This window comes from Enterobacter cloacae complex sp. P13B, from assembly GCF_014895915.1.
Taxonomy (GTDB): domain Bacteria; phylum Pseudomonadota; class Gammaproteobacteria; order Enterobacterales; family Enterobacteriaceae; genus Enterobacter; species Enterobacter bugandensis.
On the sequence record NZ_JADBQN010000009.1, the window covers coordinates 48085 to 57554 of the forward strand.

The 9470-nt window shown below is 55.0% G+C and carries 8 protein-coding genes; 3 read left to right on the forward strand and 5 right to left on the reverse strand.

The window, feature by feature from the left end:
- Positions 1-4: 4 nt before the first annotated feature.
- Genes bcsA through bcsR form a run of 3 tightly spaced genes read right to left on the reverse strand, consistent with a single transcriptional unit; the run spans position 5 to position 3569 of the window.
- Entirely contained in the window at positions 5-2620 is a 2616-nt protein-coding gene (bcsA, locus tag IM273_RS05315; RefSeq protein ID WP_193050692.1) for a UDP-forming cellulose synthase catalytic subunit, read from the reverse strand.
- The gene (gene bcsQ / locus IM273_RS05320) at positions 2617-3369 is read right to left on the reverse strand and encodes a cellulose biosynthesis protein BcsQ (RefSeq protein ID WP_028014760.1); all 753 of its coding nucleotides are present in this window, start codon (positions 3367-3369) and stop codon (positions 2617-2619) included. Before bcsQ ends, bcsA begins: the two co-directional genes overlap by 4 nt.
- A gap of 11 nt (positions 3370-3380) precedes the next feature.
- The gene (gene bcsR / locus IM273_RS05325) at positions 3381-3569 is read right to left on the reverse strand and encodes a cellulose biosynthesis protein BcsR (RefSeq protein WP_028014761.1); all 189 of its coding nucleotides are present in this window, start codon (positions 3567-3569) and stop codon (positions 3381-3383) included.
- A gap of 174 nt (positions 3570-3743) precedes the next feature.
- On the opposite strand from bcsR, the gene bcsE reads away from it, so the two are divergent.
- Genes bcsE through bcsG form a run of 3 tightly spaced genes read left to right on the forward strand, consistent with a single transcriptional unit; the run spans position 3744 to position 7169 of the window.
- Positions 3744-5306, forward strand: a complete 1563-nt coding sequence (bcsE, locus tag IM273_RS05330) for a cellulose biosynthesis c-di-GMP-binding protein BcsE (protein WP_193050694.1) — start codon at positions 3744-3746, stop codon at positions 5304-5306.
- Positions 5303-5497: a cellulose biosynthesis protein BcsF gene (gene bcsF, locus IM273_RS05335; protein ID WP_072201618.1), complete on the forward strand. Its 195-nt coding sequence runs from the start codon at positions 5303-5305 to the stop codon at positions 5495-5497. Before bcsE ends, bcsF begins: the two co-directional genes overlap by 4 nt.
- Positions 5490-7169 carry a cellulose biosynthesis protein BcsG gene (bcsG, locus tag IM273_RS05340; protein WP_193050696.1) on the forward strand — a complete coding sequence of 560 codons (1680 nt, stop codon included), beginning with the start codon at positions 5490-5492 and terminating at the stop codon, positions 7167-7169. Before bcsF ends, bcsG begins: the two co-directional genes overlap by 8 nt.
- A gap of 194 nt (positions 7170-7363) precedes the next feature.
- Here the strand turns inward: bcsG and birA are convergent, their stop codons facing one another.
- Together birA and murB are read right to left on the reverse strand one after the other, a co-directional pair.
- Entirely contained in the window at positions 7364-8326 is a 963-nt protein-coding gene (birA, locus tag IM273_RS05345) for a bifunctional biotin--[acetyl-CoA-carboxylase] ligase/biotin operon repressor BirA (protein WP_193050698.1), read from the reverse strand.
- Positions 8323-9351, reverse strand: a complete 1029-nt coding sequence (gene murB, locus IM273_RS05350) for a UDP-N-acetylmuramate dehydrogenase (protein WP_047367234.1) — start codon at positions 9349-9351, stop codon at positions 8323-8325. The genes birA and murB overlap by 4 nt, the downstream gene beginning before the upstream one ends.
- Positions 9352-9470: the final 119 nt, after the last annotated feature.

Sequence of the window (9470 nt, forward strand, 5' to 3'; positions counted from 1 at the left end):
ATCATCATTGTTGAGCCATAACCGGGTCCGCCTGCTTCGTCTCATCCCGCTCGGGACGACGAGGAATGAACGACACGACCCAGGAAACCAGCGAAGTAAGTGACCGGAAAATTAATTTCACCGACGACGGGGCAAATTCTGCAAGGTGACGATAGCCACGGAACCCCAACTTCAGAATATCCAGCAGGCTTTCCAGTGGTTTATCTTCCGGGAAGCTGTCCTGCCAGAGAGCCCATGTATCCGCACGGGCAAACGTACACTGCACAAAATCAATGTGTTGCTTTTTGGTCAACGGCATCAGCTGCAGACCCACTTCACTGCCTGCCACACGCACAACCTGCGTCGGGAAGACATACTCCTGCTGACCGCGCTTAAGCAGCAGGTTAACCTTCTGCCCTTCCAGCACTTTCGCCTGGCCGTTGATTTTGATCCCCAGGCCACCGTCAGAGAAGTCATGCACCGTACAGGAGAAGAGGTGACCATCTTCACGGGCGATTGCCGCAGGCATGCAGATTTCAACGCGATGCGCGCGACGAACCTGTTTACTCTCTACCGACACCGCCACCGCGCCGCCGAGGATAATCAGGTTGTAGAACACCCAGGCCATACTTACAAAGACGGTCAGGATTTCGTTTTCCGGGCCGTAGAAGTAGCGCCAGATACCGGCTATCACGCCGACAATATTCAGCAGCACGAGGAAGATATACGGGCGGGAGATCACCCAGTCGACGTACTCTTCTTCCACCAGACCGCCCTTCGCGGTGACGTTGAATTTCCCTTTGTGCGGGTTAATCAGCGCGACCATCGTCGGCGGCGCGATGTACCACGCCAGCACCGTTTCGTAGATTTCACTCCAGAAGGAGTGCCGGTATTTGCCCTGAATCTTCGAGTTCGTCAGGCTCGCGTGGATCATGTGCGGCAGAACGAACAACGCAATCATCAGCGCGGGGGCGTAAATGATATAGGCGTGAAGGAGCAGGAACGCCAGCGGCGCGGTCAGGAAGATCAGCCGCGGGATGCCGGACAAGAAGTGGAACATGGCGTTGACGTAGCAGAGACGTTGCGCCAGCTTGAGCCCTTTGCCTATCAGCGGGTTATCGAGGCGGAAAATCTGCACCATGCCGCGCGCCCAGCGAATACGCTGACCGATGTGCGCGGAGAGTGATTCCGTCGCCAGACCGGCGGCCTGAGGGATACGCATATAGGCAGAGGTATAGCCCCGACGGTGCAGGCGCAGCGAGGTATGCGCATCTTCCGTTACCGTTTCAACGGCAATTCCGCCGATTTCATCCAGCGGCTTACGGCGGATAACCGCGCAGGAGCCGCAGAAGAAGGTGGCATCCCACATGTCGTTCCCGTCCTGCACCAGCCCATAGAACAGCGTGCCTTCGTTCGGGGTTTTGCGGAAGCGGCCAAGGTTACGTTCAAACGGGTCCGGCGAGAAGAAGTGGTGCGGCGTCTGCATCATCGCCAGCTCTTTCTCTTTCAGGAACCAGCCCATGGTCATCTGCAGGAACGAGCGCGTCGGCACGTGGTCACAGTCAAAAATCGAGACGAACTCCCCGGAGGCATACTTCAGGGCGTTGTTGATATTCCCGGCCTTCGCGTGCTCGTGAGTCGGGCGGGCGATGTACTCAACGCCGACCTCCTCCGCAAACTGGCGAAACGCCGGACGGTTGCCGTCATCCAGGATCCAGACTTTGAGCTTATCTTTCGGCCAGTCGATGCCCAGCGCGGCATAGATGGTGTTTTTCACCACGCTCAGGTCTTCGTTGTAGGTCGGGACGAAGAGATCGACGGTCGGCCACTGCGTGGTGTCTTTAGGCAGCGGAACCGGCTGGCGGTTGAGCGGCCAGATCACCTGGAAATAGCCTAGCACCAGCACAATCCACGCGTAGGTCTCAGCAAAGAGCAGCACCAGACCGCACACCAGGCTGACCGGGTCGTCCCAGTTCAGCGTTGAGGTGTAACGCCACCAGATGTAGCGGCAGGAAACCGTCAGCGACAGCACAATCAGCATCAGCGCCGAGAAACGGCCCGGAATACGACGAACCAGTAACGCCACGCCCCACAGCAGGATCAGGAAGATGAACTGCGCCAGGGGGTTGAAAGGTTGCGTAATACAGACCAGCGCCAGAATGAGCGAGAACACGACAATCACGCCGAGAATAAAACGCCGCAAGCCTGGGTGGAGATGCCCAAGCTCTTTATGGTTATCCAGATGGCTGGTCTTATCGCTGACGTTAGCGGGCAGTTTATCCAGCCACTGGTAATAGCGTTCACGTAACTGCTGTACGCGGGAATAGCTGCGCCAGTGCGGCGTTATTTTCTCCGTTCGGGATGACGATATTGCCAGCCAGACGGCCTGAATAAGATAGCGCGCCGGGTCCAAAGGCCGTGGTCGGTCGGGGTTAATGTGTGGGTATAATTCGCCGTGACGCGCACGGATGCGCTGCCAGCGCGGGTGCTCGAGTGGAATGAACGTCCAGGCCAGAATCAGCCAGAAACAGCCGAGCGCGGCGCTGAATGCCGGAGCACCATGCCGGCGAAAGTGCCGGTAATGATCGCTCAAACGCGAACTGACCGGCGGAATGAGAAGCCAGCTGGCGAGTCGACTCATACCGAACTCCCAGCAGGCTCCGCCTTGCTGGCGAAGTTCAGCAGACACCAGTTCGCCAGCGTCAGGATCTCTTCTGCTGCCAGCGAGTCGCTGCGGTATTCGCCCAGCGGCTGCTTGGAGGCGAGGCATTCCGCCATCCCCTCATCCCGATGAATCACAATGGGAAGCAGGCGGCGCTGGCTTTGCAGCCACACCTGATAGAGGTCGTCCTGGATTTGGCTACCGATACGTAAATCGTTAATCAGGAGATGCGCGTTCTGAGGCAGCCCCTGCTGATGCAGGCGAATATGGCAGTTCGCATCGACGTTCACCACGGAAAGTACATGATCGCACTGGGCGATGAGCTGCCGGGTCAGCGTCCCGGCGCCGTGCGGCAGATCCAGCAGGATCCACTGGTAGTGCCCCTTTTCTTTCAGGCTCTGCAGCGCAAGCGTGAACTGCGAAAACAGACGCTGATAGGCGGCTTCATTCTCGCGTTCTGTGGTGGTCAGTTGGCCAAAAGGCAGTAAATCCAGCTGGGAGGTATAGCGTAGCCCCGCATCCCGCCAGTCTTTGTCATCAAGTAGCGCGCGGGCCCAGCCCTCTTCGCGAGTGAAATCGACGTTGAACGACATACGCAGCAAATTATCGGCGCAGGCGTCAATCACCAGCACCGATTCACCTAAAAGCTGTAATGACCACGCCAGCGCCGCGGTAACAGATGTGGTACCCACACCGCCACGGACGCCCTGTAATCCGAGTATGGCCATCAATGGCTCCCTTAATGTTGATGGGCGAATTCAGCTAATAACGGCCAGCGTTTAATAGCAGCAGCCAACTGTTCCCGCTGGGAAATATCGGTGTAATCTATTTCAGGTAGAGAAAAGGCCTGCGCCAGCGCCAGAAAATCGTTTTGGAATGTGTAACCCAGAGTCGAGTCGACTGGGGTTGCAGGTTCGTTATTATCCATTCTTATTCCATCCCTTTGAGGAAAATCGCACGCTCGGAAGTTGCGGGGCATCCTGCCCTGACAAATTTCATTTACATGCTAAATCTGATGTTCTTTAATTTCAATGTTAGGTTTATTTCTACGCTTTCGCTAGTAAACTGAGATACAGGCAAATTAGACGAAAAGAGGGACATCGTGGACTCCATATTTTCTATTGGCATCCAGTCATTATGGGACGAATTGAGCCACATGCCAGTCGGTGGAGTCTGGTGGATTAATACGGATCGTAATGAAGACGCTATCAGCCTGGTAAACCAGACAATTGCCGCTCAGGATAAGGATTCCCGCGTGGCCGTCATTAGCATGGGCGAAGAGCCGAAGAAAATAATTACGCTGGAAAGCGGCAGCGGCCCCCAGAAAGTACGTTTGTTTTCTATGTCAGCGGAAGCGGATAGTCTATACTTTTTGTCCCGCGACGTTCAGTGCTCTATTGATCCGGATCACTATTTAGTGATTCTTAAATGTGCAAATAACATACTGCAAAATATTCCTGCTGAAAAACTGCTGTCGTGGCTGGAAAAAATCAATAAATGGGCAAAGTTTCAAAATTGCACGCTATTGGTCGTCAACCCCGGCAGTAATAATGACAAGCTGTTCTCACTTTTGATGGGCGAATATCGCTCCCTGTTCGGACTGGCAAGTCTTCGTGACCAGGCAGGCAGCTATCTCTACGATATTGCCTTCTGGTGCAATGAAAAGGGCGTGAGCGCCAGGCAACAGCTGACTCTTAAACATATTGAGGGGAAATGGCACCTGGCACAGCAGGAAGAAACCGTGGTGCAGCCGCGCAGCGATGAAAAGCGCATCCTGAGCCATATCGCGGTTTTAGAGGGCGCGCCCGCGCTTTCGGAAAACTGGTCACTGTTTGAGTCTAACGAAGCGCTTTTTCATGAAGCCCGCACCACCCAGGCAGCCACCCTCGTTTTCTCGTTGATGCAGAATAATCAGATTGAAACGCTGGCGAGACAAATTCACACCCTGCGCCGCCAGCGTGGCAGCGCGTTAAAAATTGTGGTGCGCGAAAATAATACCAGCCTGCGCGCTACCGATGAGCGTCTGCTTCTGGGCTGCGGGGCAAATATGGTGATCCCCTGGAATGCGCCACTGTCACGCTGCCTGACGCTTATTGAAAGCGTTCAGGGTCAGCAGTTCAGCCGCCATGTACCGGAAGATATCTCCACGCTGCTCTCCATGACCCAGCCGATGAAGCTGCGTGGCTACCAGAAATGGGATACGTTCTGCGATTCCGTCGGCAACATGATGAGCAACACGTTACTTCCGGCGGACGGGAAAGGGGTTATGGTTGCTCTGCGGCCGGTCCCGGGCATTCGCGTTGAGCAGGCGCTCACCCTGTGTCGCCCGAACCGTACAGGGGACATCATGACCATTGGCGACAATCGCCTGGTGCTGTTTTTGTCGTTTTGCCGGGTCAACGATCTTGATACCGCGCTTAACCACATCTTCCCCCTGCCTACCGGGGATATTTTCTCGAACCGTATGATTTGGTTCGAAGATAATGCTATCAGCGCAGAGCTGGTGCAAATGCGCGCTCTCCAGCCTGAACAATGGGTTAAACCGCTCGCAATCACGAGCGATGTAAAACCGCTCCTCAATGCCAGACATGACGGACATGTCTGGCGTCGGGTTCCGGAACCCCTTCGCTTATTAACTGAGAACGGGGAGAACGCACCATCATGAATATCAGCGATATCATCCAACTGGTCGTATTCTGCGCGCTGATCTTTTTCCCGCTTGGCTACTATGCACGCCATTCCATACGCCGTATCCGTGATACGGCCAGAGTGATGTTTGTAAAACCTCGCTATGTAAAACCAGCCGGAACACTGACACGGGCATCACACGTCAAGGCAGACCGTAAACATGACTAATTCTTCCTATACCGCTTCGTCACCCTCGCCGCTCTGGCAATACTGGCGCGGCCTTTCCGGCTGGAACTTCTACTTTCTGGTGAAGTTTGGCCTGCTTTGGGCAGGTTATCTGAATTTCCATCCCCTGCTTAACCTGGTGTTTATGGCCTTCCTGCTGATGCCTCTGCCGAACATCAGGCTGCATCGTTTACGCCATTGGGTGGCCATCCCCATCGGCTTTGCGCTGTTCTGGCACGATACCTGGCTGCCTGGTCCGGAAAGCATAATGAGCCAGGGATCGCAGGTCGCGGGCTTCAGCGCAGACTATATGCTTGACCTGGTTGAGCGTTTCATTAACTGGCAGATGATTGGCGCCGTCTTTGTCCTGCTGGTTGCCTGGCTGTTCCTGTCTCAGTGGATCCGCGTCACGGTGTTTGTCGTCGCCATTATGATCTGGCTTAACGTGCTGACGCTGGCGGGGCCAAGCTTTTCGCTGTGGCCTGCCGGCCAGCCGACGACAACGGTGACCACGACGGGAGGAAGCGCAGCGGCTACCGTTACAACGGCAGGCGATACGCCGGTGATGGGCGATATTCCAACGCAGACTGCACCGCCGACCTCCACCAATCTTAATGCCTGGCTCTCCAGCTTCTATACCGCTGAAGATAAGCGACAGACGAAATTCCCGGATGCGCTGCCAGCCGATGCACAGCCGTTTGAGCTGCTGGTGATTAACATCTGTTCCCTCTCCTGGGCCGACGTGGATGCCGCCGGTTTGATGTCTCACCCGCTGTGGTCCCACTTTGACATCCAGTTTAAAGATTTTAACTCTGCCACCTCATACAGCGGCCCGGCGGCAATCCGCCTGCTGCGAGCAAGCTGCGGTCAGGCATCGCATAAAAACCTGTATCAGCCCGCTGGCAACCAGTGTTATTTATTCGATAATCTCGCGAAGCTGGGCTTTACGCAGCACCTGATGCTGGGGCATAACGGTCAGTTCGGTAACTTCCTGAAAGAGGTACGTGAACAGGGTGGCATGCAGGCGCCACTGATGGATCAAACCGGTCTTCCCGTTACGCTGCTGGGCTTCGATGGCTCGCCGGTTTATGACGATACCGCCGTGCTGCAGCGCTGGCTGCAGACCATCGAAAAAGACAGTAATCCGCGCAGTGCAACGTTCTATAACACCCTGCCGCTTCACGACGGTAACCACTTCCCGGGGGTGAGTAAAACGGCGGATTACAAAGTGCGGGCGCAGAAATTCTTCGACGAGCTGGACGCGTTCTTCACGGAGCTGGAAAAATCTGGCCGTAAAGTGATGGTGGTCGTGGTACCTGAGCACGGTGGCGCGCTGAAAGGCGACAGAATGCAGGTATCCGGCCTGCGCGATATCCCAAGCCCGTCCATTACCAACGTGCCTGCAGGCATTAAATTCTTTGGTATGAAGGCACCGCACCAGGGCACACCAATTGAGATTACCCAGCCAAGCAGCTATCTGGCGATTTCAGAACTGGTTGCCCGCGCCGTTGACGGGAAGCTGTTTGTGGAAGATAGCGTTAACTGGGATCAGCTCACCAGCAACCTGCCGCAAACGGCTGAAGTCTCCGAGAACGCCAACGCGGTAGTGATTCAGTATCAAAACAAACCGTACGTTCGCCTGAACGGCGGGGACTGGGTACCGTATCCGCAGTAACTGATTTACCCCTCTTCCCACAGGGGAGAGGGGATAGTCAGTGCGTCATTATTGCGCTGAAATCCACACCCGCATTTTCAGACTTGCCGAAGCGTCGTCGTCTTTAGAGGTGATTTCGGGCTCTCTGGAAGGCTGCCCCATCGTTAAATGCCTGGGTAGCGCAGACGGATTTTCGCATCGTTTACTCCATCCGGTTATTCGGCGCTTCGCAGGGAAATCTCACCGCCCACCCAGGGCTTGATCGCGCCATCCTGCTCCAGAAGCAGCGCGCCCTGTGCGTCAATACCGCGGGAAATGCCGTAAATCTCTTTATCACCAATCAGCAGCTTCACCGGACGGTTGATGAAGTTATCCAGCTTTTCCCAACGAGACAGGAACGGTGCCAGGCCTTCCTGTTCAAAAAGCGTGAGTGAACTGCGCAGCTCTTTAATCATGCGCACGGCAAGGTTGTTACGATCGATGACAATCCCCGCCTCCTGGAGATTGGTCCAGGCCTGATTCACCACGTCGTTTTGGACAGTACGCATCACCATATTGAGGCCCGCGCCAATAACAATTTGCGCCGCATCACCGGTTTTTCCCGTCAGTTCGACCAGAATACCGGCAAGTTTACGATCGTTAAGGTACAGATCGTTTGGCCACTTAACGCGGACCCGATCGGCACCCAGATCGTGCAGCACTTCCGCCATGACGATACCAATGACCAGACTCAGGCCAATGGCTGCTGCAGGCCCCTGCTCCAGACGCCAGTACATGGACAGATAGAGATTGGCGCCAAATGGCGAGAACCATTTGCGACCGCGACGGCCACGACCGGCCTGCTGGTATTCAGCAACACAGGCATCGCCAGATGAGAGTTCGCTCAGCCGATCCATAAGGTACTGGTTCGTCGAATCAATCACCGGCAGCACCGCAACGTTGCCGTGTCCAAGCTGGCTGCGGATGACGTCTTCATTCAGCAATTGAATTGGCTCCGGCAGGCTGTAGCCTTTTCCCGGCACAGTGAACACATCGACGCCCCAGTCGCGAAGCGTCTGGATATGCTTGTTAATGCCGGCACGGCTCATGCCCAGCTGCTCGCCCAGCTGTTCGCCAGAGTGAAACTCCCCGTCAGCAAGGATGCTAATCAGGGTTAACGGAATGGTATTGTCCTTCACGCAATGGTCTCCACGGCATTCACTTCACCTGTGCGGCCAATGAAGCGGACTTCTGGCTCCAGCCAGACGTTAAACTTTTCGCCCACACGTTGACGAACATAATGCGCCAGCTGTACAACATCATCGCTGGTCGCATCGCGTTGATTAATCAGTACCAGAGCCTGCTGCTGGTGAACGGCAGCGCCACCTACGGACGTGCCTTTTAACTGGCATTGATCGATCAGCCAGCCAGCGGCCAGCTTCACGCTGCCATCTGCCTGAGGATAATGTGGCGCAGTGGGCCATCCTTCAAGAAAGGCTTTTGCATTTTCGCTGCTAATAACCGGATTTTTGAAGAAGCTTCCTGCATTTCCGTTTACTTTCGGATCGGGAAGTTTGGTCATTCGCATATGGCAAACTGAGTCAAATACGTCGCGGGGAGTGACGGTTGCCGGATCGAGACGCGTTAAATCGCCATAGGTCAGCACCGGCTGCCAGTTCTTTGGCAGACGCAGGCCCACGGCGACAATCACGTAGCGATCCTGATATTCATGCTTGAAGATACTGTCACGATAGCCAAACCGACACTGTTCTGCCGTTAAGCGCTTAGCCGTTCCGGTCGCCAGTTCGATGCAGTCGACATATTCACAGACATGTTTCAGTTCGATGCCGTAGGCACCGATGTTTTGGATGGGTGACGATCCGGCGCAGCCTGGGATCAGCGCCAGGTTTTCCAGACCCGGCATCCCTTTTTCGAGGGTAAATTGCACCAACTGATGCCAGTTTTCTCCGGCCCCCACGTGCAGATGCCAGCTATCGGCATGCTCTTCCACACCAATGCCCATGATGCGGTTAACGATCACCGTTCCCGCATAATCGTCGAGAAACAGGACATTGCTTCCTTCGCCCAGAATCAGTACGGGTTCGTTATTTTCTGTTGCGCTTTGCCATGCATCCAGCAGCTGCTGTGCAGTATCGGCACGTACAATTTGATTAGCATTACGTTGAATGCCAAAGGTATTCCAGGGCTTAAGGGAGTGGTTCATAGACGCTATCCTGATGCAAAAACGCAGGTAGTTTACCGTATAAGCAGGGCGTTGGGGGATTAGTTTGTGCAGCGCAGAAACGCAAAAAGGCCATCCTTGCGGATGGCCTCTTCACTTAA